At 66.4% G+C, this 25,839-nt stretch carries 28 protein-coding genes; 17 read left to right on the forward strand and 11 right to left on the reverse strand.

The genetic code is table 11. The features are described 5' to 3' along the window. Window positions 1-8: 8 nt before the first annotated feature. Window positions 9-674, reverse strand: coding sequence for a phage shock protein PspA (gene pspA / locus VSX79_RS15545; RefSeq protein WP_179493840.1), 666 nt, complete (start codon window positions 672-674; stop codon window positions 9-11). A gap of 99 nt (window positions 675-773) precedes the next feature. Next, window positions 774-944 (reverse strand): hypothetical protein, encoded by a 171-nt coding sequence (locus VSX79_RS15550; protein WP_326913796.1) that lies wholly within the window; start codon window positions 942-944, stop codon window positions 774-776. A gap of 174 nt (window positions 945-1,118) precedes the next feature. Between VSX79_RS15550 and pspF the strand changes: the two genes are divergently transcribed. Beyond that, complete coding sequence (gene pspF / locus VSX79_RS15555) at window positions 1,119-2,150, forward strand: phage shock protein operon transcriptional activator (protein WP_179493836.1); 1,032 nt, start codon at window positions 1,119-1,121, stop codon at window positions 2,148-2,150. A 45-nt stretch (window positions 2,151-2,195) separates the two neighbouring features. Here the strand turns inward: pspF and VSX79_RS15560 are convergent, their stop codons facing one another. Beyond that, window positions 2,196-2,705, reverse strand: a complete 510-nt coding sequence (locus VSX79_RS15560; protein WP_326913797.1) for a hypothetical protein — start codon at window positions 2,703-2,705, stop codon at window positions 2,196-2,198. 227 nt (window positions 2,706-2,932) lie between these two features. On the opposite strand from VSX79_RS15560, the gene rplU reads away from it, so the two are divergent. The 3 genes from rplU to VSX79_RS15575 all read left to right on the forward strand — a co-directional run bounded on the left by rplU (window position 2,933) and on the right by VSX79_RS15575 (window position 4,598). After that, complete coding sequence (gene rplU, locus VSX79_RS15565; protein ID WP_326913798.1) at window positions 2,933-3,442, forward strand: 50S ribosomal protein L21; 510 nt, start codon at window positions 2,933-2,935, stop codon at window positions 3,440-3,442. 50 nt (window positions 3,443-3,492) lie between these two features. Then, window positions 3,493-3,762, forward strand: coding sequence for a 50S ribosomal protein L27 (gene rpmA / locus VSX79_RS15570; protein ID WP_179493830.1), 270 nt, complete (start codon window positions 3,493-3,495; stop codon window positions 3,760-3,762). 239 nt (window positions 3,763-4,001) lie between these two features. Then, window positions 4,002-4,598 carry a GNAT family N-acetyltransferase gene (locus tag VSX79_RS15575; RefSeq protein ID WP_326913799.1) on the forward strand — a complete coding sequence of 199 codons (597 nt, stop codon included), beginning with the start codon at window positions 4,002-4,004 and terminating at the stop codon, window positions 4,596-4,598. Window positions 4,599-4,632: 34 nt separating this feature from the next. On the opposite strand, the gene VSX79_RS15580 is transcribed toward VSX79_RS15575, so the two are convergent. Further along, window positions 4,633-5,235, reverse strand: a complete 603-nt coding sequence (locus tag VSX79_RS15580; RefSeq protein WP_326913800.1) for a DUF937 domain-containing protein — start codon at window positions 5,233-5,235, stop codon at window positions 4,633-4,635. Between the two features lie 175 nt (window positions 5,236-5,410). Here VSX79_RS15580 and VSX79_RS15585 point away from each other — a divergent pair, with 175 nt between their 5' ends. The 3 genes from VSX79_RS15585 (at window position 5,411) to VSX79_RS15595 (ending at window position 8,706) form a co-directional block, all read left to right on the forward strand. Further along, on the forward strand, window positions 5,411-5,809 hold the full coding sequence (locus VSX79_RS15585) for a DUF3597 domain-containing protein (protein ID WP_179493823.1): 399 nt from the start codon (window positions 5,411-5,413) through the stop codon (window positions 5,807-5,809). 123 nt (window positions 5,810-5,932) lie between these two features. After that, window positions 5,933-7,777 carry a DUF885 domain-containing protein gene (locus tag VSX79_RS15590; RefSeq protein ID WP_326913801.1) on the forward strand — a complete coding sequence of 615 codons (1,845 nt, stop codon included), beginning with the start codon at window positions 5,933-5,935 and terminating at the stop codon, window positions 7,775-7,777. Beyond that, window positions 7,777-8,706, forward strand: a complete 930-nt coding sequence (locus VSX79_RS15595; RefSeq protein WP_326913802.1) for a DUF2268 domain-containing putative Zn-dependent protease — start codon at window positions 7,777-7,779, stop codon at window positions 8,704-8,706. The genes VSX79_RS15590 and VSX79_RS15595 overlap by 1 nt, the downstream gene beginning before the upstream one ends. On the opposite strand, the gene VSX79_RS15600 is transcribed toward VSX79_RS15595, so the two are convergent. Together VSX79_RS15600 and VSX79_RS15605 are read right to left on the reverse strand one after the other, a co-directional pair. Continuing rightward, window positions 8,703-9,173, reverse strand: a complete 471-nt coding sequence (locus VSX79_RS15600) for a hypothetical protein (RefSeq protein ID WP_326913803.1) — start codon at window positions 9,171-9,173, stop codon at window positions 8,703-8,705. The genes VSX79_RS15595 and VSX79_RS15600 overlap by 4 nt on opposite strands. 48 nt (window positions 9,174-9,221) lie before the next feature. Continuing rightward, window positions 9,222-10,823, reverse strand: coding sequence for a phosphoenolpyruvate carboxykinase (locus VSX79_RS15605; RefSeq protein WP_326913804.1), 1,602 nt, complete (start codon window positions 10,821-10,823; stop codon window positions 9,222-9,224). A gap of 282 nt (window positions 10,824-11,105) precedes the next feature. On the opposite strand from VSX79_RS15605, the gene VSX79_RS15610 reads away from it, so the two are divergent. The 8 genes from VSX79_RS15610 to VSX79_RS15645 all read left to right on the forward strand — a co-directional run bounded on the left by VSX79_RS15610 (window position 11,106) and on the right by VSX79_RS15645 (window position 17,229). Beyond that, complete coding sequence (locus VSX79_RS15610) at window positions 11,106-11,816, forward strand: response regulator transcription factor (RefSeq protein WP_179493814.1); 711 nt, start codon at window positions 11,106-11,108, stop codon at window positions 11,814-11,816. Then, complete coding sequence (locus VSX79_RS15615; RefSeq protein WP_257018002.1) at window positions 11,806-13,413, forward strand: sensor histidine kinase; 1,608 nt, start codon at window positions 11,806-11,808, stop codon at window positions 13,411-13,413. The genes VSX79_RS15610 and VSX79_RS15615 overlap by 11 nt, the downstream gene beginning before the upstream one ends. Window positions 13,414-13,469: 56 nt before the next feature. Further along, window positions 13,470-13,916: an HPr kinase/phosphorylase gene (locus VSX79_RS15620; RefSeq protein WP_179493810.1), complete on the forward strand. Its 447-nt coding sequence runs from the start codon at window positions 13,470-13,472 to the stop codon at window positions 13,914-13,916. Further along, window positions 13,913-14,851 (forward strand): RNase adapter RapZ, encoded by a 939-nt coding sequence (gene rapZ / locus VSX79_RS15625; RefSeq protein ID WP_179493808.1) that lies wholly within the window; start codon window positions 13,913-13,915, stop codon window positions 14,849-14,851. The genes VSX79_RS15620 and rapZ overlap by 4 nt, the downstream gene beginning before the upstream one ends. Before the next feature lie 14 nt (window positions 14,852-14,865). Further along, a complete protein-coding gene (locus VSX79_RS15630) occupies window positions 14,866-15,294 on the forward strand; it encodes a PTS sugar transporter subunit IIA (protein WP_179493807.1) in 429 nt (142 codons plus the stop codon). Further along, window positions 15,291-15,569 (forward strand): HPr family phosphocarrier protein, encoded by a 279-nt coding sequence (locus tag VSX79_RS15635; RefSeq protein ID WP_179493804.1) that lies wholly within the window; start codon window positions 15,291-15,293, stop codon window positions 15,567-15,569. Before VSX79_RS15630 ends, VSX79_RS15635 begins: the two co-directional genes overlap by 4 nt. Window positions 15,570-15,573: 4 nt before the next feature. Then, window positions 15,574-16,389, forward strand: coding sequence for a TrmH family RNA methyltransferase (locus VSX79_RS15640; RefSeq protein WP_179493802.1), 816 nt, complete (start codon window positions 15,574-15,576; stop codon window positions 16,387-16,389). A 108-nt stretch (window positions 16,390-16,497) separates the two neighbouring features. Continuing rightward, window positions 16,498-17,229, forward strand: a complete 732-nt coding sequence (locus tag VSX79_RS15645) for an META domain-containing protein (protein ID WP_326913805.1) — start codon at window positions 16,498-16,500, stop codon at window positions 17,227-17,229. 29 nt (window positions 17,230-17,258) lie between these two features. On the opposite strand, the gene VSX79_RS15650 is transcribed toward VSX79_RS15645, so the two are convergent. From VSX79_RS15650 to VSX79_RS15660, 3 genes are all read right to left on the reverse strand, one after another. Then, window positions 17,259-18,614 (reverse strand): DNA recombination protein RmuC, encoded by a 1,356-nt coding sequence (locus VSX79_RS15650; protein WP_179493800.1) that lies wholly within the window; start codon window positions 18,612-18,614, stop codon window positions 17,259-17,261. A 54-nt stretch (window positions 18,615-18,668) separates the two neighbouring features. After that, a complete protein-coding gene (locus tag VSX79_RS15655) occupies window positions 18,669-19,148 on the reverse strand; it encodes a vgr related protein (RefSeq protein WP_326913806.1) in 480 nt (159 codons plus the stop codon). Window positions 19,149-19,255: 107 nt separating this feature from the next. Beyond that, the gene (locus VSX79_RS15660; protein ID WP_179493795.1) at window positions 19,256-19,786 is read right to left on the reverse strand and encodes a copper chaperone PCu(A)C; all 531 of its coding nucleotides are present in this window, start codon (window positions 19,784-19,786) and stop codon (window positions 19,256-19,258) included. A gap of 156 nt (window positions 19,787-19,942) precedes the next feature. On the opposite strand from VSX79_RS15660, the gene dnaK reads away from it, so the two are divergent. Further along, on the forward strand, window positions 19,943-21,850 hold the full coding sequence (gene dnaK, locus VSX79_RS15665) for a molecular chaperone DnaK (RefSeq protein WP_179493793.1): 1,908 nt from the start codon (window positions 19,943-19,945) through the stop codon (window positions 21,848-21,850). A gap of 128 nt (window positions 21,851-21,978) precedes the next feature. Continuing rightward, window positions 21,979-23,109, forward strand: coding sequence for a molecular chaperone DnaJ (gene dnaJ / locus VSX79_RS15670; RefSeq protein ID WP_326913807.1), 1,131 nt, complete (start codon window positions 21,979-21,981; stop codon window positions 23,107-23,109). Window positions 23,110-23,128: 19 nt separating this feature from the next. Here the strand turns inward: dnaJ and VSX79_RS15675 are convergent, their stop codons facing one another. Then, window positions 23,129-23,494, reverse strand: coding sequence for a hypothetical protein (locus tag VSX79_RS15675; protein ID WP_179493789.1), 366 nt, complete (start codon window positions 23,492-23,494; stop codon window positions 23,129-23,131). Continuing rightward, window positions 23,491-25,836 (reverse strand): patatin-like protein, encoded by a 2,346-nt coding sequence (locus VSX79_RS15680; protein WP_326913808.1) that lies wholly within the window; start codon window positions 25,834-25,836, stop codon window positions 23,491-23,493. Before VSX79_RS15680 ends, VSX79_RS15675 begins: the two co-directional genes overlap by 4 nt. Window positions 25,837-25,839 lie beyond the last annotated feature (3 nt).

Consider the following 25,839-nt stretch of genomic DNA (forward strand, 5'->3'; position numbering starts at 1 on the left):
CCGGCTCCTTATTGCTTGCTGGCCTGGGCCGCCTTCAGTGCGGCGAGTTCGTCGGCGACCTTGTCGGCGGCCTGCAGCTCGGCGATCTCTTCGTCGAGCGACTTCTTGTAGCCGAGACCCAGCGCATCGGCGCGGCCTTCGGCTTCGTCGACGCGGCGTTCGAGGATTTCGAAGCGCGAGAAGGCATCTTCGACCCGGTCGCCGTTGGTCATCTCGCGCAGCTTGTAGCGGTTCTCCGCGCTTTCGAGGCGGTTGACGACGCTCGACTGGCGCGCGCGGGCTTCGCTGAGCTTCTTCTGCAACTTGGCGATATCGGCTTCATAGCCGGTCAGCGCGTCGTCGAGGACGGCGATCTCGGCCTTGAGGCGCTCCGCCATGTCGCCGGCCTTCTGCTTTTCGACGAGCGCGGCGGTGGCGAGGTCTTCGCGGTCTTTCGACAGCGCGAGTTCGGCCTTTTCCTTCCAGCTGTCCTGCAGGCTTTCGAGCTTGGCGATGTGGCGGCGCATCTCCTTCTGGTCCGCGATGGTGCGGGCGGCGGAGGCGCGGACTTCGACGAGCGTTTCGTTCATCTCGAAGATGATCTGGCGGATCATCTTTTCCGGATCCTCGGCCCGGTCGAGCAGGTCGGTGACGTTGGCGGCGATGATGTCGCGGGTTCGTGAGAAAATACCCATTTGAAACTCCTGTCGAAAACTTGAGACCATTGTCTGTTTTTTAAAAAGGCTGGTGCCGGGGCGGGGCAAGGGGGGAGAGTGCCCCGGCACCAGTGCCGGTCAGGCCATCGGGCTGACCGCCGGGGTCGAAGCAGCACCGACCAGGCCGACAACCGGAAGGCCGGCGGCGTTGGCGGCAGTGGCAGGATAGTCGATCGCACCGACGAGGACGGCCAGCGCACCCACCGCGCTGAACGCGAAAGTAGCGGCCTGGGCAATCTTCGTTTTCATCGATTCAACCTTCCTGTTTGCTGCACCGGAGCGCGTTGCGCCGGTTCGCTAATATCTTTGCAGGAGCCGTGCCAATTGCTGAAAACGTCAGAAAAGCGGGAAACTTGACGCGCAATTCGCCGTCCCGCCCGATTTGCCTTGCCAATGAACGGGAAAATTTGCCAATGATTGGGAGTGGAGCGCGAAACGCAATTCATCGGCCAGTCGGCGGCCTTCCAGGATGCGGTCGAACGCGCGAGCCTCGCGGCGTCGCTCGACCGCCCGGTGCTCGTGATCGGCGAGCGCGGGACGGGCAAGGAACTGATCGCCGAGCGCCTCCACCGCCTGTCGACGCGCTGGGATCGTCCTTATGTGATCATGAACTGCGCCGCGATGCCCGAGACGCTGATCGAAAGCGAGCTGTTCGGGCACGAAGCCGGCGCCTTCACGGGCGCGACGCGCAGCCGCGCCGGCCGGTTCGAGGAAGCCGACGGCGGCACGCTGTTCCTCGACGAGCTCGCGACGATGTCGATGGGCGCGCAGGAGCGCCTGCTCCGCGCGGTCGAATATGGCGAAGTCACACGCGTCGGCGCCTCGCGCCCGATCCGCGTCGATGTGCGCATCGTCGCCGCGACGAACGAGCATCTGCCCGCGCTGGTCGACGACAATCGCTTCCGGGCCGACCTGCTCGACCGCCTGTCGTTCGAGGTCATCACCCTGCCCCCCTTGCGCGCGCGCGAAGGCGATATCGAGGTGCTCGCCACCTATTTCGGGCAGCGGATGGCGGCGGTGATCGGCTGGGACGAATGGCCCGGCTTCGGCCCGCGCGCGCTCGCGGCGATGGAGGGACACGACTGGCCGGGAAATGTCCGCGAGCTGAGGAACGTCATCGAGCGCGCCATCTATCGCTGGGCCGACCCGTCGAAACCGGTCGACGCGCTGAGCTTCGACCCCTTTGCCAGTCCGTGGCAGCCCGCGGTGCGGGGCGTAAAGGCTGAACCCGCGAAAGCCGCCGCGACCAACGGCGCCGCGTCCGCCCCCGCCGCGTCGTCGCTGGGGCCGGGGCCGGTCAGCGACCTGCGCGCTGCGGTCGATGGCTATGAAAAGGCGATCCTCGCCGATACGATGGCGCGCTGCCGCTTTAACCAGAAGGTCGCGGCCGAGGCGCTGGGGCTGAGTTACGACCAGATCCGCCACGCGCTGAAGAAGCATGGGCTGAATCAGTAGCATCGAATTGACCCTCCCTGTGGCGAAGCCATGGGGAGGACCGGACTACCCCCCCGGCAACTGGCTATTCAGCGAGTCGATCACCGCATCCTGCGTCGACACGAGGTCGGCGAGACGCTCGCGCAGCGCATAGATTTCGGGCAGGCCGTCGACCTGCTCCTCGACGCTGCGGTCGAGGTAGAGGCGGTCGATGTCGGCGAGCGCCACCGTCAACGGCGCGCGCGCCGCGATGAGGCGCGAGATCGCCTGCTGCCCGACGACCCAGCGTTCGCTTGCGACGGACGCCCCCGCAGCGGCCGAAACCGCCGCCGCCGTCGCAGCCCGTTCGGCAGCGAACGCCTGCTGGCCCGCGGCCCCATCCGCTTCCCACCGCTGGAGCCGTCCAGCAAGGTCGGTAGGCAGCGGTCCTGGCGGCGCAACGACGATCGCGGGCGGCGCGACATCGAATCGCCCCTCAACCGCACGCTTCGCAAGCGAGGGCCCATCGTTGGCCTGCGTACCGGCACAGGCGGGTAGCGACAGGAACAGCGGGGCAAAAAGAAAGGCGCGCTTCATCGCCGCCCCTGATATGGGCGCGCCGACGGCGCAGCAAGCACCGAATCGGTGGCACGCGCGATAATCGGTGCGGCCCCGCGCATTTGGATGAAAAGCACGGGATTTGGCGGTTGACAGCGACGACTTGGCTCGCTAGTGGCGCTGACTTTCCCGCATGCCGGAAAATCGCCTGCTCTGGCGGGTGACTGGCAGCGCGGGTGTTCTAGTTTCTGATTGGATGGAAGACCATGTTCGCAATCGTGCGCACGGGCGGCAAGCAGTATCGCGTCGCCGCTGGAGACAAGATCGCCGTTGAAAAGATCGACGGCGAAGCCGGCGACACCGTGTCGCTGGGCGACATCCTGCTGGCCGGTGACGGCGGCGACGTGAAGAGCGCCGACGGCCTCGTCGTTTCGGCCGAGATCATCGCCCAGACGCGCGGCGAAAAGGTCATCGTCTTCAAGAAGCGCCGCCGGCACAATTACCGTCGTCGCAACGGCCACCGCCAGTCGCTGACGCTGCTGCGCATCCTCGCCGTCGGCGATGCCAAGAAGGCCGCGCCGAAGAAGGAAGCCGCTCCGAAGGCAGAGGCCGCTCCGACTGCCGAAGCCAAGGCTGCGCCCGCCAAGGAAGCTGCACCGGCGAAGGAAGCCGCGCCCAAGAAGGCCGCTGCCCCGAAGACCGAAGCCGCTGCCGAAAAGGCCGCACCCGCCAAGAAGCCCGCTGCCAAGAAGGCAGCCCCCAAGAAGGAAGCCTGAGCGCGGCAACGCGGCTCGGCCCTTCGAAAACGAATTAAGGAGCATCAGTCATGGCACATAAGAAAGCAGGCGGTTCTTCGCGCAACGGTCGCGACTCAGCCGGCCGCCGCCTTGGCGTGAAGAAGTTCGGCGGTCAGGAAGTGATCGGCGGCAACATTATCGTGCGCCAGCGCGGCACCAAGGTGTACCCGGGCGCCAACGTCGGCATGGGCAAGGACCACACGCTGTTCGCCACCGCGGACGGCCATGTCCGATTCCACGACGGCAAGCTCGGCCGCAAATATGTATCGGTCGACATGATGGCCGAAGCCGCCGAATAAGGACGATCGCTGACGGGTCGTCCACCAGGGATGACCCGGAGCTGTCCTTTCCGCCTCACGCGGAAACAAGGTTCGAAAAGAGGGAGACGGGTCACCCCGGACTCCCTTTTTTCTTGTCCGAAATCCGTCGCTTGAGACGGCCGGGCGCGAAAACTGGGCCTTCCATCTCCCTCCATATCGAATGTCGTCAAAGCGTCACCATCTGGCGCCAAGGCGACAGGCATTGGGAGTTTGAAAAGATGTTCGCGCGTACCGAAAGACTGTTGCTGCGGCCCGGCTGGCTCGAAGACGCCCCCGCGCTCGCCCGTGCGATCGGCGAAGAGGTGGTGGTCCGCAATCTCGCGACCGCGCCCTGGCCCTATGGCGAGGCGCAGGCGCAGGAATTTCTGTCGAAGCCGATCGATCCCGATCAGCCGCGTTTCCTGATCTTCGCCCGTACCGGCGGCGCACCGCGCCTCGTCGGCGGCTGCGGCATTTCGCCGGGCCCGGAAGGCGAACTCGAAATGGGTTACTGGATCGCGCGGCCCTATTGGGGTCTCGGCTTCGCGACCGAGGCCGGCCGCCAGCTGCTCCACATCGCGCGCGCGATGAACCTGCCGAAGCTGTCGGCGGGCCACTTCCTCGACAATCCCGCGTCGGGGGCCGTGCTGCGCAAGCTGGGCTTTCGCCCCACCGGCAAGGTCGCGCAGCGTTACAGCCTGGCGCGCGGCGGCGAAGCGGCCTGCGCGCTGTTCGAAGAAGGCGACGCCGATGCCGATGGCGGCGTCACCCCGATGCGAAGCCGCATCGGGGTGGACGAGGATTTCCGCGAGGAATTGCGCCTGATGGCAGCATGAGCTCGCCCCTCCCGCTTGCGGGAGGGGACGTGGCTTACCCCCGCATCTTGTTCACCATGCCCATGATGTCGTCGAGCGGATTGCCGTCGCCGTCCATGTCGAGCATCTTGCCCAGACCGCCCAAGCCGCCGCCGAAACCGCCGGCGGACGGGGCCGCGCCGCCGCCCATCGCGCCGCCGAGGACATTGCCGAGCATGCCGCCGAGGCCGCCGCTCGCACTGCCCGCACTCCCTTGGCCGCCCTGCTTCGCCATATAGCCCGCGACCATCATCGCCAGCATCGGCAGCATCTGCTTGAGCAATCCCGAGTCGATCCCGGTCTGCGCCGCCGCCTGTCCGGCGACCGTGCGGCTGACATCCTTCGACCCGAAAATCTGGCCGAGCACGTCGTTGCCCTGGCTCACCGGCGTCGGCTGCGACCCGAGCACCGAGTCGAGCAACCCGCCGCCGCCGAGCTGGCCGAGCAGCCCGCCCAGCCCTTCGACTCCGCCGCCGCCTTGTGCCTGTTTCTTGAAACCGCCGAGAATCGCGGGAAGCAGCGCGTCGGCGCCCTGTTTCGCCGTCGCAGGCGGGATGCCCAGCTCCTTCGCCATCGATTCGATGCCGCCGGCCTGCGCCAAAATGTCGGTCAGATTCATGGATCATACTCCCGCTGCGGCGCCGATCGGACCGCGCCGATGTCCGTCAGTATAGCAGCGGCCGGGATAAGGAGGAGTCGTCATTTGGCTGTCATTCTCAACTGCATAGTCCTAGCCTGCGACCGTGCGACTCGCCTCTCGGTGAAGCGCCGTGGTCTCTAGTGGGAGCTACACAATGAGCATTTTCGGCAAGATCAAGGACGCCATTTTCGGCAAGAAGGCTGTCGCCGCGGAACCCGCCGCCCCGGCCGCGCCCAGCCCCGTCGGCACCGCGCTCGACGCCGCGACACAGGCCATGGCGGCCGCCGCGGCGGCGCCGGTCGACGTCGATGCGATCCTTACCGCCGAGGCGGCGAAGGCCGGGCAGGACCTCAACTGGCGCACGTCGATCGTCGACCTGATGAAGCTGCTCGGCATCGATTCGAGCCTCGCCAACCGCAAGGAGCTCGCGCAGGAACTCGGCTATACCGGCGATCTCGACGGCAGCGCCGAAATGAACATCTGGCTGCACAAGGCGGTGATGCGCGAACTCGCCGCGAACGGCGGCAAGGTGCCCGCAGACCTTACCGACTGATAGACGGCCGATAATTTTCGACGGGGGTCGGGAAGGCAGAGGCTTTCCCGGCCCCTTTTCGTTGACCGGCGCGCCCGCCCGCCTAGACAGGTTTCAACAGAAACAAGTCGCAGGGAGCCGCCAGTGCAACATCCGCTTTCCACCCCCGTCAGCCGCCGCCACACGCTAGCCGCGCTCGGTGCGGGCTCCGCCGGGCTCGCCATCGCCGGTCCCGCCGCGGCGCTGCAGAACGCGCCCGGGAGCGATGCGCAGCAACTGCTCGACTCGGTCGCCGACAATCTGCTCGCGAAATCGCCCGAGGGCGCGACGTCGCTCGGCATCGACACCGGCGCGCGCGCGGCGATGCGCGGACAGCTCGGCGACCGTTCGGCGGCGGGCGTGCAGGCGCTCGCCGACACGCTGAAGGCCGATGTCGCGCGCGTCCGCGCCTTCGACAAGGGCGGGCTCGACCATGCGACGCGCACCAGCCTGGCGGTGGTCGAAAGCGCCTATGACGTCGCGCTCGCGGGCTTCGCCCTCCCCTATGGCGACGTCGCGGTCGGCGGGTGGCGCAACACGCCCTATGTCGTGATCCAGAATGTCGGCGCCTATCTCGACATTCCGAAATTCCTCGACAGCGATCATCCGGTGAAAAGCTCGGCCGATGCCGAAGCCTATCTCGCGCGCCTCAATGCCTTTCCCGGCGTGCTCGACGGCGAAACCGAGCGGCTGAAAGCGGCCGGCGGACAGGGGCTGGTCGCCCCCGCCTTCCTGATCGACAAGGCGGTGAAGCAGATGGAGGCGACGGTCGCCGACGCGAAGGCGGGCGGGTCGATGGTCGAAAGCCTCGTCCGCCGCACCGGCGACGCGAAGATCGCCGGCGACTGGAACGCGCGCTCGGCGAAGATCGTGCAGGGTCCGGTCGCCGCGGCGCTCGAACGGCAGCTCGCCGAACTGAAAGCGCAGCGGCCGAAAGCGACGATGGATGCCGGCATGTGGGCGCGGCCCGGCGGCGACGAATGGTATGCGTGGGGCCTGCGCGCCTCGACGACGACGCGCATGACCCCCGACGAAATCCACGCGATGGGCCGCGAAGAACTCGCCGAACTCCACGGCCGGATGGACCCGATCCTCAAGAAACTCGGCTACACGCAGGGCAGCGTCGGCGACCGCATGAACGCGCTCGCCCAGGATCCCAAATATAAATTCCCCGACAATGATCAGGGGCGTGCCGAGATCACCGCCTATATCCAGACCTGGCTCGGCAAGATCCGCGCCGAGCTGCCGCGCGCCTTCCGCACGCTGGTCAAGGGCAATGTCGAGGTGAAGCGGCTGCCGCTGGCCGAGGAACCCGGCGCGCCCGCGGCCTATGGCGGCGCGGGGTCGATCGACGGCAGCATCCCGGGACGCTTCTGGATCAACCTGCGCACCACCGAATTGCACAGCAAATATTCGCTGCCCGATCTGACGATGCACGAGGCGATCCCGGGCCACGCCTGGCAGGGCGAATATGCGCATTCGATGCCGCTCATCCGCACCATGCTGGCGTTCAACGCCTATAGCGAAGGCTGGGCGCTCTATGCCGAGCAGCTCGCCGACGAGCTTGGCCTCTACGACGATTTCGAGGTCGGGCGGCTCGGCTATCTCCAGTCGCTCGCCTTTCGCGCGTGCCGCCTCGTCGTCGATACCGGCATCCACGCCAAGCGCTGGACGCGCGAGCAGGGGGTCGACTTTTTCGTCAAGGAAAACGGCTCGAACCCGCTCGAGGTCGCGAGCGAGGTCGACCGCTATTGCAGCTGGGCGGGCCAGGCGTGCGGATACAAGGTCGGGCACAGCGAGATCGTACGGCAGCGCGGGCTCGCGCAAAAAGCGTTGGGGCCGAAATACGACCTGCGCGACTTCGATGATGTGGTGGTCAAGGGCGGCAACGTCCCGCTCGACGTGCTCGCGCAGAATGTCGATGAATATGTGAAGGGGGCGAAGGGCTGATGCGGCGCGCCAACATGCACGCGTGGCTCGGCGCGTTGATCCTCGCCAGCACGCCGGCCGCTGCTGCCGACAGCGCGGACACGTCGCACGTCGCAATCACCACGGCCGACGTCGACCGCTTCTTTCGGCTCTATGACGACCCGGCGCTCGCCGCCGACCCCGACGTTCTGGCGGCGCGCTATCTTGCCACCCCGTCGCCCGGGCTCGCCGAGTTCATGGCGCTGCGCCGGATCACCCCCGAACGGCTCGCGAAGGCGCTGCGCGAAAAGCCCGGCGTGTTCCAAGGCGCGCGCGATTGCGCCGGCAAGCTCGACGATGTCCGCCCGCGGCTGGTCTCTGCGACCGACCGGCTCGCAGAGCTCTATCCGGCGGCCCAATTCCCGCCGATCACGATCGCCATCGGCCGCGCGTCGAGCGCCGGCGTCGGCAACGCGCAGGGGGTTTACATCGGCCTCGAATCGCTGTGCATGGCGAAATTCATCGAGGCCGACGACACGGATCGCTTCGTCCATGTCATCGCGCATGAATATGTCCATGTGCAGCAGCCGCTCGCGCAGGTCGAGGACCGCGACGAAACGGTGCTCCGCGCCGCGCTGGTCGAGGGGGCAGCGGAATTTGTCGCCGAACGGATGACCGGGTCGGTCGCCTATCCGCTGCTCCACCAATGGGCAAAGGGACGCGAGAAGGAGCTGGAGACCGCCTTCCTTGCCGAGAAGGACGGCAAGGCGCTCGAATCGCGCTGGCTGTACAACCAGCAGGGCACCGACGGCTGGCCGGGCGATCTTGGTTATTGGGTCGGCTATCGCGTCGCCAAGGCCTATTACGACCGTGCACCCGACAAGAAGGCGGCGATCAAGGCGATCATCGAGATGGAGGATCCGGCAGCCTTCCTTGCGGAAAGCGGGTGGACGCCGGGGATGACGCTTTAAGAGGCTTCCAGCCCCCATCTTCCGGGCAAGGGTCCGAGATCCGGCTCGACGAACTGCCGCCGCGCTTCCACGGAAAACAGTCGTTCGCGGGTGTAGAAGCGCAGCGGCCAGTCGCGGCGCCCCATATCGGACAGCAGCAGCGCGTTGACCCGCTCGGCCAAGTCCGTTTCCGCTGTTTGTGCGAGAAACAGGCGAACGCCCGCGACATAGGCACGCGTAATGCTGTCGTGATAACCCTGTGTGTCGTCGTTCACCCCGCCGACGCTTTCGTTGAAACGGCGGATGACGCCCGCGATCTCGGCATCGACGTCGATGTCGCGGCGCTCGGTCAGCAACCAGAGGCAAGCGCCGAGGTGCGCCTCGTGCGTCCACGCCTCGCGCGGCAGGGCACACGCGAGCAAGCCTTCCCCGATCGCGCGGATTTCGGAGTCGCGCTCGAACAGGCGCGGGGTATATTCGGTAGTCATTTTCCGGTCCTTCCGGGTGAATGAGCACCCGGAAGAGATCCGGGTCCATTATGCCGCGACCGCCGCCTGCGGCGCGGCCTGGCGGACGCCTTCGTCGACATGCTCCGCGAATTGCGCGAAATTGTCGATGAATTGGCCGACCAGCGTTTGCGCGGTGCGGTCATAAGCCGCCTTGTCGGCCCAGGCTTCGCGCGGATCGAGCAGCGCCGTATCGACGCCGGGAACCGCGACGGGGACCATGAAGCCGAAATTGGGGTCCTTGCGGAATTCGGCATCGTTGAGGCTGCCGTCGAGCGCGGCGTTGAGCAGCGCGCGCGTCGCCTTGATCGGCATGCGTTTGATGCCGTCCATCGTCGCCATGCCGCCGGTCCAGCCCGTGTTGACGAGCCAGCACTGAACCCCGCCCTTGGCGATACGCTCCTTGAGCAAATTGCCATAGACTGACGGATGGCGCGGCATGAAGGGCGCGCCGAAGCAGGTCGAGAAGGTCGCCTCGGGCTCCGTCACGCCGATCTCGGTCCCCGCGACGCGCGCGGTATAGCCCGAGAGGAAATGATACATCGCCTGGTCGGGGGTGAGCTTCGCGATCGGCGGCAACACGCCATAGGCATCGGCGGTGAGCATGATTACCGTCTGCGGCACCGGGCCCATATTCTGTTCCGACGTGTTCGGGATGAAGTCGATCGGATAGCTGCCGCGGCTGTTCTCGGCGAGGCTCGCGTCGTCGAAGTCGAGTTCGCGCGTCGCGGGATCCATCACGACATTTTCGAGTATCGTGCCGAAACGCTTGGTCGTCGCGAAAATCTCGGGCTCGGCCTCGGGCGAGAGGCGGATCATCTTGGCGTAGCAGCCGCCCTCGAAGTTGAAGACGGCGGTGTCCGACCAGCCATGCTCATCGTCGCCGATCAGCGTGCGCGAAGCGTCGGCCGACAGCGTGGTCTTGCCGGTGCCCGAAAGGCCGAAGAAGACGGCGGTGTCGCCCTTGGGCCCGATGTTCGCCGAGCAGTGCATCGGCATGACACCCTTTACGGGGAGCAGATAGTTTAGGATGCCGAACACCGACTTCTTCATCTCGCCGGCATATTGCGTGCCGCCGATCAGGATCAGCTTTTCGGTGAAATTGACCGCGATCACCGTTTCGCTGCGCGTGCCATGCTTCGCCGGGTCGGCGCGGAAGCTCGGCAGGTCGATGATCGTATATTCGGCCGCGAAGCTCGCCAGCTCCCCGGCCGTCGGGCGGCAGAGCAGGGTGCGAATGAACTGGCTGTGCCAGGCGAATTCGGTGATGACCTGCACGCCGACGCGATGTTCCGCCTGCGAGCCGCCGAACAGCTGCTGGCGATAGAGGCGCGGACGCTCGGCGAGGTGCGCGAGGAAATCGGCCTTGAGCGCCGCGAAATGATCGGGGGTCATCGGGACGTTCGTCTTGCCCCACCAGATGGTGTCGGCGGTCTCGGCGTCCTGGACGATGAACTTGTCCTTGGCGCTACGGCCCGTGTGCTTGCCCGTCTGGACGACGAGCGGACCGTCCTTGGCGAGCCGGCCTTCATCGTGGCGCACCGCATCCTCGATCAGCGCCGACGTGCCCCAGTTTTCGGCTACATCCGCCTTTGTCTCGACGGTGTCGCTGCCGATCACAACCTTGGTCATTTGCTTCGCCTTTCCTTGTCGGGCATCGCCGTTGCATACCTATGCAATACGTAGCGCGCTAATGGGCTGGCCCGCATCTACATGGGTGCCGACGTGTCCGCCGATTCCGAAATCCCGGCCGCGTTAGCGAGGGCAAAGGCGGAGGTCAAAAGATTAACGTGGCGCAGTGCAGCATGTGCGACGGGCGTATGGCGGGGGGAACCGGTGGCAATGCGCGCGCGGTTGTCGCTGGCCGCCGGATAGGCTAATCGCTCAATCGGAGCCCCGCCCAACGGAAAGAGCATGACGGCAACCATCGCGTTGGTCGACGATGACCGCAATATCCTGCAATCCCTGTCCATCGCGCTGCAGGCCGAAGGCTTCGTCACCCGCGTCTATTCGGACGGCGAGGCGGCGTTGAAGCCGCTGATCGATAATCCGCCCGACCTGGCCGTCTTCGACATCAAGATGCCGCGCATGGACGGACTCGAACTGCTCCGCCGCCTGCGCGAGAAAAGCCAGCTGCCCGTGATCTTCCTGACCAGCAAGGACGACGAGATCGACGAGGCGTTGGGCCTCGCGATGGGAGCCGACGATTATATCGCCAAACCCTTTTCGCAGCGCCTCGTCATCGCGCGCATCCGGGCGATCCTGCGCCGCGTCGAGCTCAACCGCAGCGCGCCGAGCGAGGATGACGAGCCCGTCGCCGAACCGATCACGCGCGGGCGGCTACAGATGGACCCCGCGCGCCACAAGGTCGCGTGGGACGGCAAGGATGTCACGCTGACCGTCACCGAATTCCTGATCCTCGAAACGCTCGCGGCGCGTCCGGGCATCGTGCGCAGCCGCAACCAGTTGATGGACGCCGCCTATCAGGACGACGTCTATATCGACGACCGCACGATCGACAGCCACATCAAGCGTCTGCGCCGCAAGTTCCGCGAGGTCGACCCCGAGTTCGACGCGATCGCGACTCTCTATGGCGCAGGATATCGTTTTGCCGATGAAAGCTGACGACTTGAAAGCCGACGCGAGCATCGCCGAGCAGGAGGAATCGCCGCTCGTCTGGTCGGCGCGCTGGTCGCTGACCACGCGCATCCTGGCGGTCAACATCCTCGCCGTCGCGCTGCTGGCGGGCGGCTTCTATTATCTCGACACCTATCGCAGCCGGCTGGTCGACACGCGCATCGAGGTGATGAAGGACCAGCTCGCCATGCTCGACAGCGCGCTCGAAGCCGCGCGGCCCGACCAGCGCGCCACCCTGATCAGCGAATTCACCGCGGCGACCGAATCGCGGCTGCGCTTCTACGGTGCCGACGGGCGACGCCTGTCCGACAGCTTCGCAAGCGGGCCACCGACCTACACGCTGCGCGATCCCGAGCTGCAACCGTGGAAACGCGATGCGGCGCGCGCGATGGACCGCGGCATCGACTGGATCGTCGGTGCGCCGAGCTATCCCGATTTCGAGGAACCGCGCGTCGACCGCGCGCAATCGTGGCCCGAGGTGATCGACGCACAGCGGAGCGGCCTCGCGGCGAGCCGCTTCCGCTATGCCCCCGAACGCACGCCGCTGCTGAGCGCCGCGCGCGTCGTCGATCTCGAAACGCCGCAGACGGTGTTGATGACGCTCAACGCGCGCGACATCACGCGGACGGTGCGCGCCGAACGTTTCCGGCTCGCGGTGGTCATCCTCGTCGTGCTGATGACATCGGTGCTGCTCTCGCTCTTCCTCGCGCGCACGATCGTTCGGCCGCTGCGGCGCCTCGCGCGCGCGGCGGTGCGCGTCCGCCTCGGCCGCGCCCGCGAGGTCGTCGTCCCGCGCCTGCCGAGTCGCCGCGACGAGATCGGCACGCTCGCGCGCGCGCTTTCGGACATGACGCAAGCCCTTCGTGAACGCATCGACGCGGGCGAGCATTTCGCCGCCGATGTGACGCACGAGCTCAAGAACCCGATCGCCTCGGTCCGCTCGGCGATCGAGGGGCTGGGCCGCGTCACGAGCGACGAGCAGCGCGCGCAGCTGCTCCGCATCGCCGACGAGGACGTCCGGCGCCTCGACCGGCTGGTCAGCGACATCAGCGAGGCGAGCCGCGTCGATGCGCAGCTGTCGCGTGCGCTGTTCGAGCCCGTCGATGTCGGCATCATGATCGAATCGATGCTCGCCTCGCGCGCCGCGCGCGTCGAGGCCGGCGCGCCGCACCCCCGCGTCGCCTTCGCGCGCCCGCGCAAGGGAACCACGGTGGTGATGGGCGACGGCCACCGGCTCGAGCGGGCGATCGACAATGTCATCGACAATGCGATCAGCTTCTCGCCGGCGGACGGCCTCGTCTGCGTGTCGGCGACGCGGCTCGGCGACGAGGTGCATGTCAAGGTCGACGATGACGGTCCCGGAATCGAGCCCGCGCAGCGCGACGCCATTTTTCGCCGCTTTCACAGCGAGCGCCCGTCGGGCGAGGCGTTCGGCCGCCACAGCGGCCTCGGCCTCGCGATCGCGCGGACGATCGTCGAGGGGCACAGCGGGACGATCAGCGCCAAGGATCGCGACGACGGCAAACCCGGCGCCAGCCTGCTGATCACGCTGCCGGCGCGCGAGGGTGGGCAGGAGGCGGCCTGACGCCCCCGCATCCTATCGCCTTGCGGCACCGCTTCGGCGCCGGTAAGCCTTGCGCCATGCTTCCGAGCCGGACCAGAACCGAAATCGTCAATATCCATGCGAGCTGCGTCGCCGCGGGCAATGGCGGCGTGTTGATCCTCGGCAATTCGGGGCAAGGCAAGTCGGACCTCGCGCTGCGGCTGATCGACCGCGGCGCCAGGCTGGTTGCCGACGACCGCTGCGATATCTGGTTCGAGCGGGGCCGCCTGTGGTGCCGCCCGCCCGAGACGCTCGCAGGCAAGCTCGAGGTGCGCGGGATCGGGATTATCGAACGGCCCTGGACGGCGCCGGTGCCGCTCGCGCTCGCGGTGCGGCTGTCCGACCGCTACGACCGCATGCCCGCGGTGGGTCAGGTCGAGACGGTGGCGGGCCACCCGCTTCCCGCGCTGTTGCTGTCGGCATTCGAGGCGTCGGCCCCGATCAAGATCCTGCTTGCGCTTGAACGGCTGGCACCCGCCGCATGAGCGAGAACGCCGAATCGCGCTTGCTGCTGGTGACCGGCCTGTCGGGCGCGGGCAAGTCGACCGTGCTCAAGGTGCTCGAGGATCTGGGTTGGGAAGTCGTCGACAACCTCCCCCTCGCGCTGCTCGAAACGCTGATCGACGCGCCCGTCAAGCGCGGCGAGGCGGGGCGCCCGCTCGCGATCGGCATCGACAGCCGGAGCCGCGGCTTCCGTCCCGCGCTGCTCGTGCGGCGGATCAAGGAATTGCGCGAGAGCGGCCGCCGCGACATCCAGACTTTGTTCCTCGACTGCGCGGGCGCCGAGCTCGAACGCCGCTTTTCCGAAACGCGGCGCCGCCACCCGATGGCCGAGGACCGCCCCGCCGCCGACGGGATCGCGCGCGAGCGCGAGATGATGGAGCCGCTCCGCCGCTGGGCCGAGCATGTCGTCGACACGACCAACTACAGCAGCAACGACCTGCAACAGGAAATCCGCCAGCGCTTCGGCGACGCGGAAGAAGGCGAGCCGGTGCTCAACGTCATGAGCTTCGGCTTTGCGCGCGGCCTGCCCCGCAACGCCGACCTGGTGTTCGACATGCGCTACCTGCGCAACCCGCATTGGGATCCGAAGCTCAAGCCCGGCACCGGACTCGATGCCGATGTTGCCGCCTATGTGATCGCCGACCCCGCCTATGAGGACAGCGTATCGCAGATCGAGCGGCTGATCCTGACGCTGCTGCCGCGCTACCGCGCCGAGGGCAAAAGCTATGTCACCATTGCCTTTGGCTGCACCGGCGGGCGCCACCGCTCGGTCCATGTCGCGGCGCGTGTTGCCCGAAGGCTACGCGAGTCCGGATATGAGCCAACGCTGACCCACCGCAATCTTGACTCCGCCCCGCAAGATGGGCTTGAGGGCAAGCCCCCGCCCGCTTCTCCCGCATCCGGCGGCAACATATAAGGGTCGACGACTGCATGCCGAACGATAAGGCTCTGCCGCTCCTGGGAATGGTGCTCGTCACCCACGGCCGTCTCGCCGAGGAAATGGTGCGCGCGATGGAGCATGTCGTCGGTCCGCAGCGCGCCATCGCCACCGTGTGCATCGGCCCCAACGACAATATGGAGATGCGGCGCAAGGAAATCGCCGATGCGATTCGCAACGTCGATGAGGGCCGCGGCGTCGTGATACTGACCGACCTGTTCGGCGGCACGCCCTCGAACCTCGCGATCAGCCTGCTCGAATCGGGTCGCACCGAAGTGATCGCGGGCGTCAACCTGCCGATGCTGATCCGCCTCGAAAGCGCGCGCAAGACGATGGAATTGCGCGCCGCGGTGATCGCGGCGAAAGAAGCCGGCCAGAAATATATTTCGGTCGCGTCGGAAATGCTGGGAGTGGGACCATGAGCGAGATTTCCGAAACCGTCGAAATCACCAACCAGCGCGGCCTGCATGCGCGCGCGAGCGCCAAATTCGTGACCTTTGTCAGCCGCCTGCCCGAAAGCGTGTCGGTCGAGGTCGAAAAGGGCGGCAGCCGCGTCAACGGCACGTCGATCATGGGGCTGATGATGCTCGGCGCCGCGAAGGGCGATTCGATCACCATCCATACCAGGGGCGACGGCGCCGACGCCGCGCTGCTGAAGCTGGTCGGGCTCGTCAAGGACAGCTTCGGCGAGGATTGAGCCCATGGCGAGCGGTCGCCGTTCCCAAATCGAAAGCCTGTCGAACCCGCTGGTCAAGCGGATGCGGCTGCTGCGCGAGAAGCGCCATCGCCGCGCCGAGGGCCTGTTCCTCGCCGAAGGACTGCGCATCGCCACAGAGGCGCGCGAGGCGGGCGTGCTGCCGCGCTGGCTGTTCCTCGGCCCCGATGGCGACGCGCATCCGCTTGCGAAGGCGCTCGCTGCCGATACGATGGCGGCGGGCGGCGAGGTGGTCGATACGTCGCCGGCGATCCTCTCCAAATTGTCGGGCAAGGATAATCCGCAGACGGTTGTCGGCATCTACGCCGAACCCGAAACGACCCTCGCCGATCTCGACCGCGATGCCGCGCCGATCTGGCTGGTCGCCGAGCGGCTGCGCGATCCGGGCAATCTCGGCACGATGCTGCGCACCGGCGACGCGGTCGGCGCGGGCGGGCTGATTCTGCTCGATGACAGCACCGACCCCTATGCGGTCGAGGCGGTGCGCGCGAGCATGGGCGCGATCTTCACGCAGAAGCTGGTGGTCGCGCGCTGGGAAGAATTCCTCCCCTGGCTCCGCCAAGGCCCCGGCCAGCTCGTCGCGACCTGGCTCGGCGAGGATACGCAGGACTATCAGTCGGTGCGCTATGCCGCGCCGACCTTCATCCTCACCGGCAATGAATCACAGGGCCTGCCGTCCGAATATGCCGCGGCGGCCGACGTCCGCGTCAAGATGCCGATGCTGGGCAAGGCCGACAGCCTCAACGCCGCGGTCGCGACCGCGGTGATGGCCTATGAGGTGCTGAACCAGCGGAGGCGGTAGTTTCCACCGCCGAAACGGTATAGGCTTCGTCATGCTGAACTTGATTCAGCATCCATTCTTCCTTCGGCTGACAAGCAGACGCCGAATGGATCCCGGATCAAGTCCGGGATGACGATGAAGAAAGGCCGTTCGATGATCCGCTTTCTGCCCTTGGTTGTGCTTGTCGCCCTCGCCGCCTGCGCACCCGCCGCCGAAACGCCGCCGCAAGGCCCCGGCGCGCAACCTGCTGCCTATATGGCGCTTGGCACCGAGCCCGGCTGGACGCTCGAGATCACGCCGTCGCGGCTCAATTACGACGGCGACTATGGCGAGACCAAGATCATGGCCCCCAACCCCGGCGCACGCGCCGTCACGAACGGCGAACATTATGTGACCGATCGGCTGAAGGTCGAAGTCATGCGCGGCGAATGCAGCGACGGGATGAGCGATCGCCGTTACGCCGACACGGTGACGGTGACCGCCGACGGCAAGACGGTGAAAGGATGCGGCGGCGGGATATTGCCGCCGACCGAGCTCGCGGGGACCAACTGGACCTTCGTGTCGATCGGCGGGGCGCCCGTCGCCGCCGATCGCCCGACCGCGCTCACCTTCGAAGCCGAGCGGCTGAGCGGCAGCGCGGGCTGCAACCGCTTTTCGGGCGGCTATTCGGTCGCCGACCGCACGCTGACCGCAGGGTCGCTGATGGCGACCAGGATGGCGTGCCCCGGCGCGGGCATGACGCAGGAAAGCGCCTTCTTCGCGCTGATGCGCGGCCCCGTGAGCCTGGCCTTCCCGACCGATGGGACGCTGATCCTGACGGGGATCGACGGGCAGACCGCCGTGCTGAAGCGGGTGATATAAAACTCGCAGAGCCCCGAACTCGATAGGGCCTATTCGCCGTCGTTCACCGCCGCGGGCGCCGCCGGAGCCAGCTTCGCGAGCGGGCGCGCCGCCTGTTCGGCGACGGGAAGCGCGGGAATTTCCTTGCCGCCGGTCTCGATATCGAGCGCCTCGAAACGCTTGGCCTGCGTCAACACCTGCGATTCGAAGCTGCCGACGAAGGCGTTATAGGCGCCCGTCGCCTGATCGAGATTCTTGCCGACGCGCGCGATGTGCGAGCCCATCACCGACATACGCGCATAAAGCTCCTTGCCCAGCGCCGCGATCTCGCGCGCCTGCCCCGCGAGCTTTTCCTGCCGCCACACCGCCGCGACCGTGCGCGCGATCGCGATCAGGTTCGTCGGGGTCGCGAGCAACACCTTGCGCTCGAACGCATAGTCCCAAAGCTCATGATCCTGATCGAGCGCGGCGGCGAGGAAATGCTCGCCGGGGACGAACATCACCACGAAGTCGGGCGTGTCCTCGAACTGGTTCCAATAGCTTTTGGCGCCGAGCGTGTTGACGTGCGCGCGCATCGCCGCGGCATGCGCGGCGAGATGCGCGACCTTCTCGTTTTCGTCGACCGCGCCGAACGCATCCTGATAGGCGTTGAGCGACACTTTCGCATCGATGACGAGACTCTGTCCGCCCGGCACCTTCACGACGACGTCGGGACGCAGCCGCCCGCCGTCGCCGTCGGTCACGCTCACCTCTGTCTGAAAATCGGCATGTTCGGACAATCCGCAGCTTTCGAGGACATTTTTAAGCTGCTGTTCGCCCCAGCGCCCGCGCGCCTTGGGCGCGTTGCGCAGCGCATTGACGAGCTTCGCCGCCTCGCTCGACACGCGCTCGGTCCCCTCGCGCATCGCGGCGATCTGGCCGTGGAGCAGGCCGAAGGCATCGCGGCGCTCGGCCTCGACCTTGCCGACCGCTTCCTCATATTTTTGCAATCGCTCGTGGACCGGATTGAGCAGCGCAGAAAGCTTTTGCCCCGCTGTCTCTTCGCTCTGCTTGAAGCGCTGCTCCGCGCGTTCGAGGAACGCCTTTTGCGCGCCGTCGAGCATCACCTGCCCGACCTCGCGGAATTGTGCGGTGAGCGCGGCCTGCGCGTCCTTGAGCTGCGCGATCTGCGCGTCATGCGCCGCATCGCGCGCCTTCTGTTCGCTGAGGAGCGCGGCGAGCTGGATATCGGCCGCCTTGCGCGCCTCGGCCTCGGCCGCGAGGTCGGTGACCGCGCTCCTGAACCGCTCGGCGAGGCCATCGCGCTCGGCCTTCAGCCCGCCCGACTGCCGACCGGCGAAAAGCCAGCCGATCAGCGCGCCGATGGCGAGGGCAACAAGGGCGACGACGAGCGAGCTTCCATCCATGAAAGGAACATAGGACGAACGCGACCCGTCTGGCTAGCCGCTATTTATTGCGGACTATCGCGCCGCGCGCCACGAAGCCGGCAATATCGCCCGATACGCCTCGACCCCCGGCGCGCCGCCGACGACCATGCCCCGCGTCAGCAGCCAGTAATGACGCACGATCTCGGCTTGCTGCTCCAGCCCATAGCGTTCGAGCAGCCAGCCGGGTTTCAGGCTGTAGCTGTAGGTCGCGAACGGATGGCGCATCAGCACGAGATACCAGCGGCCGCGCGTCTGCGCCTGCCACACATGCGTCATTTCGTGGATGAACAGGCCCTGCAGTCGCTGCGACGCGGCGCTGAAATCGTCGCAATAAAGCTCGCCATGCGGGTTGAAATGCAGGCTGCCCATCGGCGCCATGACGATGTGGCGCGGCTGGAAGAATATCCACTTATGGTGGTTCACCCGCACCCGGTCATAGGCGATCGCATCGCCGAATACCGTCCGGGCGAGCGCGATTTCGCCGGGGGTCAGGGGGCGCGACGGACGCGGCATCAAAACCCCGTCATTGCGAGGAGCGCAGCGACGCGGCAATCCAGCGTGGCGCAAGCCGCTCTGGATTGCTTCGCTCCGCTCGCAATGACGAAGTGCTGGACAGCACCTTATTTCTTCGTGCCTGGTGCCGCCTTTTCGGTGCCATGGTCCATCGCGCCATGACCGGCCGCTTCAGCGCCGCCTTCCGCCGGCTTGATCACCATGTCGAAAAGGATGCGTTCATTGTTGTTGTTGGTGAAGACGAACGCCATCGGCAGCTTGCCCGCGCGCACCGCGGCGCCGTTGATGCCCCATATCATCAGATGCTTGCCGCCCTGCTTGAACACCAGCTCGCCCTTGGCGGGGACCGGAGCGCGCAGAAGCGGCTTCATCGTCGTGACATTGTTCTCGCGCACCGACTCGTGCATCTCGACGCGCTGCGCGAGGTCGCTGGTCACCGCGACCAGCTCGACGTCGCGCGGGCCGCCCTCGACGCGGAAATAGCCGACCGCGGGCCGGTCGGGCGTCGCTCCCATCACGATATGGCCGCTGACCACATTGAGCGGCTGCCCCGCACCCAGATTTTCGCCGCAGCCGGTCAGGCTGAGCGCGGCGGCGGCAAGGGCGGCGCCAAAGAGACTCGAGGCGAAGGGTTTCATTTTGGGAGGACTCCGTAAAAGCGCGACAAATTCGCATCCTCGATAAGCCCTGAAAGCCCTTGTGCCAAGGATTAGCGCACCTATATCGCGCCCATGTAACCCATGGACGGCGTGCCTTTTCAGGGCGCCGGAAGAAGCAACAAGGACGTAATACCAATGGCCAAAGTGATCGGGATCGACCTCGGCACCACGAACAGCTGTGTCGCGGTGATGGAAGGCGGAAAACCCAAGGTTATCGAAAATGTCGAAGGCACGCGCACGACCCCGTCGATCGTCGCCTTTGCAAAGGATGGCGAGCGCCTGATCGGCCAGCCGGCGAAGCGCCAGGCCGTCACCAACCCCGAAAACACGATCTTTGCGGTGAAGCGCCTGATCGGCCGCCGCTTCGACGATCCCATGACCAAGAAGGACATGGAACTCGTCCCCTACACCATCGTCAAGGGCAGCAACGGCGACGCGTGGGTCAAGGCGGGCGGCGAGGATTATTCGCCGTCGCAGATCAGCGCCTTCATCCTGCAGAAGATGAAGGAAACCGCCGAGAGCTACCTGGGCGAAACCGTGACGCAGGCGGTGATCACCGTTCCCGCCTACTTCAACGACGCGCAGCGCCAGGCGACCAAGGACGCCGGCAAGATCGCGGGCCTCGAAGTGCTGCGCATCATCAACGAGCCGACCGCGGCCGCGCTCGCCTATGGCCTCGACAAGACCGAGAACAAGACGATCGCCGTCTATGACCTTGGCGGCGGTACTTTCGACATCTCGATCCTCGAGGTGGGCGACGGCGTGTTCGAGGTGAAGTCGACCAACGGCGACACCTTCCTCGGCGGCGAGGATTTCGACAGCAAGATCGTCGAATATCTCGCCGACGGCTTCAAGAAGGACGAAGGCATCGACCTGCGCAGCGACAAGCTCGCGCTCCAGCGGCTGAAGGAAGCCGCCGAAAAGGCGAAGATCGAGCTGTCGTCGGCCGCGACGACCGAGGTCAACCTGCCCTTCATCACCGCCGACGCCAACGGACCGAAGCACCTCGTCAAGACGATCACCCGCTCGGACCTCGAACGCCTTGTCGAAGAGCTGGTCAAGCGTACGCTTGAACCGTGCAAGAAGGCGATCAAGGACGCCGGCGTCTCGGCGAGCGAAATCGACGAAGTCGTGCTGGTCGGCGGCATGACGCGCATGCCGCGCGTGCGCGAGGTCGTGAAGGATTTCTTCGGCAAGGAACCGCACACCGGCGTGAACCCCGACGAAGTCGTCGCGATCGGCGCCGCGATCCAGGCGGGCGTGCTGCAGGGCGACGTCAAGGACGTGCTGCTGCTCGACGTGACCCCGCTCTCGCTGGGCATCGAGACGCTGGGCGGCATCATGACCAAGATGATCGACCGCAACACGACGATCCCGACCAAGAAGTCGCAGGTCTATTCGACCGCTGACGACAATCAGTCGGCGGTGACGATCCGCGTGTTCCAGGGCGAGCGCGAAATGGCGCAGGACAACAAGATCCTCGGCCAGTTCGACCTGGTCGGCATCCCGCCGGCGCCGCGCGGCGTGCCGCAGATCGAGGTGACCTTCGACATCGACGCCAACGGCATCGTGTCGGTCCACGCCAAGGACAAGGGCACCGGCAAGGAACAGCAGATCAAGATCCAGGCCTCGGGCGGCCTCAGCGACGCGGACATCGACCAGATGGTCAAGGACGCCGAGCAGTTCGCCGAAGAGGACAAGACGCGCCGCGAGGCGGCCGAGGCGAAGAACAACGCCGAAAGCCTGATCCACTCGACCGAACGCCAGATCGCCGAACATGGCGACAAGGTCGATGCGGCGCTGAAGTCCGAGATCGAAGCCGCGATCGCCGAAGCCAAGACCGCGGTCGAAGGCGGCGACGCCGCCGCGATGACCGAAAAGGCCGGCGCGCTCGCGCAGGTCGCGATGAAGCTCGGCCAGGCGATCTACGAGAAGGAGCAGCAGTCGGCCGCGTCCCCCGGCGCCGACGAAGCCGATACGGCGAAGACCGACGAAGATGTCGTCGATGCCGAATTCTCGGAAGTCGAAGACGACAAGAAGTAAGGGGCCGACCTCTCATGCCGCTCGTGCTGAGCTTGTCGAAGCACCGCCCTTCTTCTTTCAAGGAAGAACGGCCCTTCGACAGGCTCAGGGCGGGCGGATATGGGAAGCGAGGCTAGGGGCCGATACCTATGTCACTCGACATCGATTATTACGAACTGCTGGAAGTCGAACGCACCGCCGACGATGCGGCGCTGAAGGCGAGCTATCGCAAGCTCGCGATGAAATATCACCCCGACAAGAATCCGGGGTGCGGCGACAGCGAAGCGCGCTTCAAGGCGATCAGCGAAGCCTATGACTGCCTGAAGGACCCCCAGAAGCGCGCCGCTTACGACCGCTTCGGCAAGGCGGGCGTCAACGGCGGCGCGGGCGGCTTCGGCGGCGGCAATGGCGCCGACTTCGGCGACATCGGCGATATTTTCGAATCGATCTTCGGCTCGGCCTTTGGTGGCGGCCGCCAGCAGCGCGGCCCCGCGCGCGGCGCCGACCTGCGCTACGACATGGAAATCCGGCTCGAGGACGCCTTCACCGGCGTGACGCGCGAGATCCAGGTCGACGTCGCGGCGCGCTGCGAAACGTGCGACGGATCGGGCGCGAAGCCCGGCACCCATACCAACCGCTGCTCGACCTGCGCCGGCCACGGCAAGGTGCGCGCGCAGCAGGGATTCTTCATGGTCGAGCGTACCTGCCCGACCTGTCAGGGCGCGGGCGAGGTCATCGCCGACCCGTGCAATTCATGCCACGGCGAAGGCCGCGTCGATCGCCGCAAGACGCTGACCGTCAACATCCCCGCCGGGGTCGACGATGGCACGCGCATCCGCCTGTCGGGCGAAGGCGAAAGCGGCGCGCGCGGCGCGGCGCCGGGCGACCTCTACATCTTCCTCCACATGGCGCGGCACAAGGTGTTCGAGCGCGAGGGCACGACGCTTTTCACGCGCGCGCCGATCAGCTTCACCACCGCGGCGCTTGGCGGCGAGATCGGCATCCCCGGCCTCGACGGCCGGATGCACGACATCGCCATCCCCGCCGGGATCCAGTCGGGCAAGCAGCTGCGCCAGCGCGGCGCCGGCATGCCGGTATTGAACGGCCGCGGGCACGGCGACCTCGTCGTCCAGATCGACGTCGAGACACCGACCCGGCTGTCCGCACGGCAGAAGGAATTGCTCTGCGAATTCCGCGAGACCGAGACGGGCGAGGAATGCCCCGCGAGCCAGGGCTTTTTCGGCCGCATCAAGGAAATGTGGGACGATCTGACCGATTGATCGGCCGTCCTTGCGATCACTAGAGAGTGCTGACCTCAAACACGCTGGCGATGCGGCCTTTGCCGTTTATCCGGAATGCAATCCGTATGTCGGAAATACCGTCAAACGCGTAAGTCAGAATATACTCGTCGTCGTTCAGCTTTTTCGTATCGCGCTGGATCATCCGGTAACCCCGAATGGCGTAAGACGATTTTGGATAGCAGGATTCTATCAGATTTTCCGCATACGACACGGCGGAAATGTTCTGCTCGGCGTTTGGAAGCGCATATATTCTGGCAACGGGTTCGTCGAGTTTTGTTGGAAAGCCGCTGCATTGGTCGGCTTCACTGCAACCCGACAGCAAAGCCAAACAGGGCGCGGTACATAGCAATGAAATCTTGGTCATCGATCTGAATTTCGTTCGCGGGATTCGGTTCCCGATGCCCCGATCTCCATCCGCAGCTCGTCGATCAGCGCCCTCACCTTCGGCAACCGCCCTTCCTCCTCGTCGAGGATCGCATGGAAGGCGCGGCGCTTGATCGCCTTCAGCTCTTCCGCCGCCATCGCACCGTCGCCCGTCACGCTGCTTGCGACGATGTCGATCAGCCGGTCGGCGCCGTGGAGACGCCCCCACAGATAGTCATTCTCGCGGTAGGCGCGGCTGAAAAAGGCGCCGAAGCTGTTGAACTCGACGCCCTTGAGCATCGCCGCCGCGCCGCCGGTGCGGATCGCGGTCGCGTCCGACGGCGAGATGCGGTCGATCTTGATCGGGTCGAATTCGTCGAACCCCTCGCCCTGGAGCAGCGGCAAGGTCGCGATGTCGTAAAAGGGATAGCCCAGATAGGCGAACAGCATCGTGCGCCGGTCGTCCTTGGGAAGCTTCGCGAGCGCCGCCGCGATCACCTCGTCGGTCGCCGCATCGAGCGCGACAAGGTCGCGGCGCGCGGCGATCGCGTCGATCCATTCGCCCGGCGCAGTGTCGGCGGGCACGTCGAGGTCGGCGAGCCACGCGTCGCCTTCGCGCTCGAGATACTGGCCGAGCGCGGCGAAGATCGTCTCGCGCATTTCCTCGCACACCGGGTCGCGCCGCTCGCGCGTCGCCTCGACCGACGCATCGAGTTCGCGCGCGAGGAAGCGCAGGCGGCGAATGCGGAATCCGAGGTCGTGGGTGCGGAAAAACTCGATCGCATCGCTGCTCGCGCCCGCGCCCTTCTTGCCCGAAATCCGGTCGAGCCCGCGCGCGCGCGCCTCGGTCCACATCGCGATGCGGCGGTTGATCACATGCACCGGCCCCTCGGGCGGGACGAGCCGGTCGACGATGTTCGCTATCTCGTCGATCACCGCCGACAGCTTGAGATGCCCATAGGGCGCAAAGGCGAAGCCCGCGCGCGCCGCCGCCTGGTCCTGCGCCTTGGCCCTCCATTTCGCGAGCCGCACCGGGGTCGGCGTGTCGAGGAAGAAGGTCGTGCCGAACAGCGCCGCGACCTGTTCCTCGACCTCGACCTTCATCGCGTCGATGATGTGCTGCATGCGGCGGATGCGCCGCGACATGCCCTCGATCATCTCGATGCTCTCGCGGATCGGCTGTTCGCGCGGGATCGCCGACAGCGAACCCAGGATCGTCGGCAGGAAGCCCGGCAGTTGCCCGTCCTCGCCGGGCTCGCCCGGCTTGCCAATGCTGATCGACTTATAATCGGGCTTGGGGTCGATATAGATGAAGCGGCGGTCGATCTCGCGCCGCGCCGGGCGCTGTTTCAAGGCGGCGATCGCCGGGCGAAAGGGCGCGTTCGCCAGCACCGAGCCATCGATCAGCACGCGGTCGGCGGGGTCGCTGTCGGGTACGCGCGGCAACTGCGCGCGCATGAAGGCGTCGCGGCCGGGCCAGCCGGAGCCACGCTTTTCGAGCGCCGAATCGAGCTCGCGCAGCGTGAAGGGCGGAAAGGCGCCCGGAAAGCTCGCGGTCGCGCGCGCTGCGGCGACGAGGCCGGGCACATCGTCGAGCCGCTTGCCCGCGCGGCCATCCTGCCGGAATTGCATGACCAGCCGATGCTCCTGTTCGGTCACGCGCGGCGGGCTGTTGAGCGTCAGCTGCTCCTTGTGCCCGGCGAAGTCGGTCACCGATACGATCAGGTCGACCGGCTGCGCGGCGGGGACCAGTGGCGGGCCATGGGCCCCCGCATCCATCGCGTCGAAGGCGTCGAGGAGCAGGTTGGTGAAGGTCTCCCCGCCGAAGGGCGGCTCGAACCAGCGCGCGCGCACGAAACGCGACAGCTTCGCCCGCACCTCGTCCTGCGCACCTTCTCCCACCGTGCGGTCGATGGCGTTGCCGCGGCGTTTCATCGCCCAGCCGGCGAGCGGCACCGCCCAGAATTTCGTCATCGCCGACAAGGGCCGCGCATCGGGATCGAGCAGGCTGTCGACGTCGGCATCCTTCAGCCAGAGTTCGGTCAGCGGATCGAGCGATTTGCCCGTCACCAGCCCGCGCGCCAGAAAGATGCCGTTGATCCCGCCCGCGCTCGCCCCCGCGACAATGTCGGGAAGGACGCGCAGCTTGATATTGGCCCGGTCGGCGATCGCGGCGAGCAGGTCGCGATAGACGCCGCCCGACCCCGCAATCGCCTCGCGGTCGTGAAAGGCGCGCGATGCGGCGGCGAGCCGCCAGATCTCCTTGGTGATGCCGTGCATATAGACGGCAAGGCTGATGCCGCCGTAGCAAATCAGGGCGAAGCGTAGTTCCTTTTCCCGCATCGC

The organism is Sphingopyxis chilensis (assembly GCF_035930445.1).
Taxonomy (GTDB): domain Bacteria; phylum Pseudomonadota; class Alphaproteobacteria; order Sphingomonadales; family Sphingomonadaceae; genus Sphingopyxis; species Sphingopyxis chilensis.